Raw genomic sequence first — 1,352 nt, forward strand, 5'->3', positions numbered from 1 at the left:
TCTATTGTCGTCCAGTGAGAATTGCTGAGAACTACGAGTTATGGCACCCTGAATGGGACCCACTAAGAAGGGTCCAAAAATCGAGGGTCCCAAATGGCAAAAATCGCTAAGAAGCTCACTGACACTGAAATCAAAAGCACTAAGCCAGCCGATAAAGAAATCAACTTGTTTGACGGTGATGGTCTGATTCTACGAATCGCTCCTTTGGCGAAAGGAGGCAAGAAAAATTGGTATTTCAGGTATGCAGTACCAGTGAGCAAGAAAAGAACCAAAATGAGCCTTGGGACATATCCTCACCTTACCCTTGCAAGAGCCAGAGCCTTACGTGATGAATATCTCTCCTTTCTGGCAAATGGTGTTGATCCCCAAATCCATAACAACGATAAGGCGAAGGCATTAAAGAGTGCTACTGAGCACACTCTCCAAGCCGTAGCGCGGAAATGGTTAGATGAGAAGGTAAAAACATCAGGTATCTCACAAGACCATGCAGCAGACATCTGGCGCAGCTTAGAGAGAAATGTCTTTCCTGGTCTGGGTAATGTCCCTATCAATGAGATCCGACCTAAGCTCTTAAAACAACACCTTGATCCTATTGAGCAACGAGGCGTATTGGAAACGCTACGCCGCATCATTTCACGTCTGAATGAAATTTTCCGGTGGGCAGCCACTGAAGAACTTATTGAGTTCAACCCGGCTGACAACCTTGGCCAAAGATTCAGTAAACCAAAAAAGCAAAATATGCCTGCCCTTCCCCCAAGCGAATTGCCAAGATTTATGGCATCTTTAACGAATGCGTCAATCCGTTTGGAAACACGTATGCTAATTGAATGGCAATTGTTGACATGGGTTCGTCCGGGTGAAGCCGTTCGCGCAAGGTGGTCTGATATTGATACAACCAACAGTATCTGGAACATCCCTGCTGAATTTATGAAAATGAAAAAGCCTCACAAAGTTCCTTTGAGTAAAGAAGCTTTGCACATCCTTGAATTAATGAAATCAATAAGTGGACATAGAGAATGGGTTTTCCCCAGCATTAAAGCGCCTCTTAATCATATGCATGAACAAACAGCCAACGCAGCTATAATCCGAATGGGGTTCGGAGGCGAGCTTGTAGCTCACGGTATGCGTTCTATTGCAAGAACAGCGGCAGAAGAATCCGGTAAGTTCAGATCTGAAGTTCTTGAGGCAGCGCTTGCCCACTCAAAAAAAGATGAAATTATCGCAGCATACAATCGTGCAGAATATCTGATAGAGCTTTCACCGCGACGTTAACCGATAAATATCCGATGCCATGGTCGTTGCCAATTGGCATGACAACATAAGCCGCGCTCTGGCTGGCCGCATCTTCAATC

The 1,352-nt window shown here is 45.1% G+C and carries 1 pseudogene; it reads left to right on the forward strand.

The features are described from left to right. Positions 1-93: 93 nt before the first annotated feature. Positions 94-1,254 (forward strand): annotated as a pseudogene (locus RTW80_RS25315) (phage integrase central domain-containing protein); the annotation flags it as partial. Between the last annotated feature and the right edge of the window lie 98 nt (positions 1,255-1,352).

Source organism: Escherichia sp. AM3, assembly GCF_032029835.1.
Taxonomy (GTDB): domain Bacteria; phylum Pseudomonadota; class Gammaproteobacteria; order Enterobacterales; family Enterobacteriaceae; genus Escherichia; species Escherichia coli.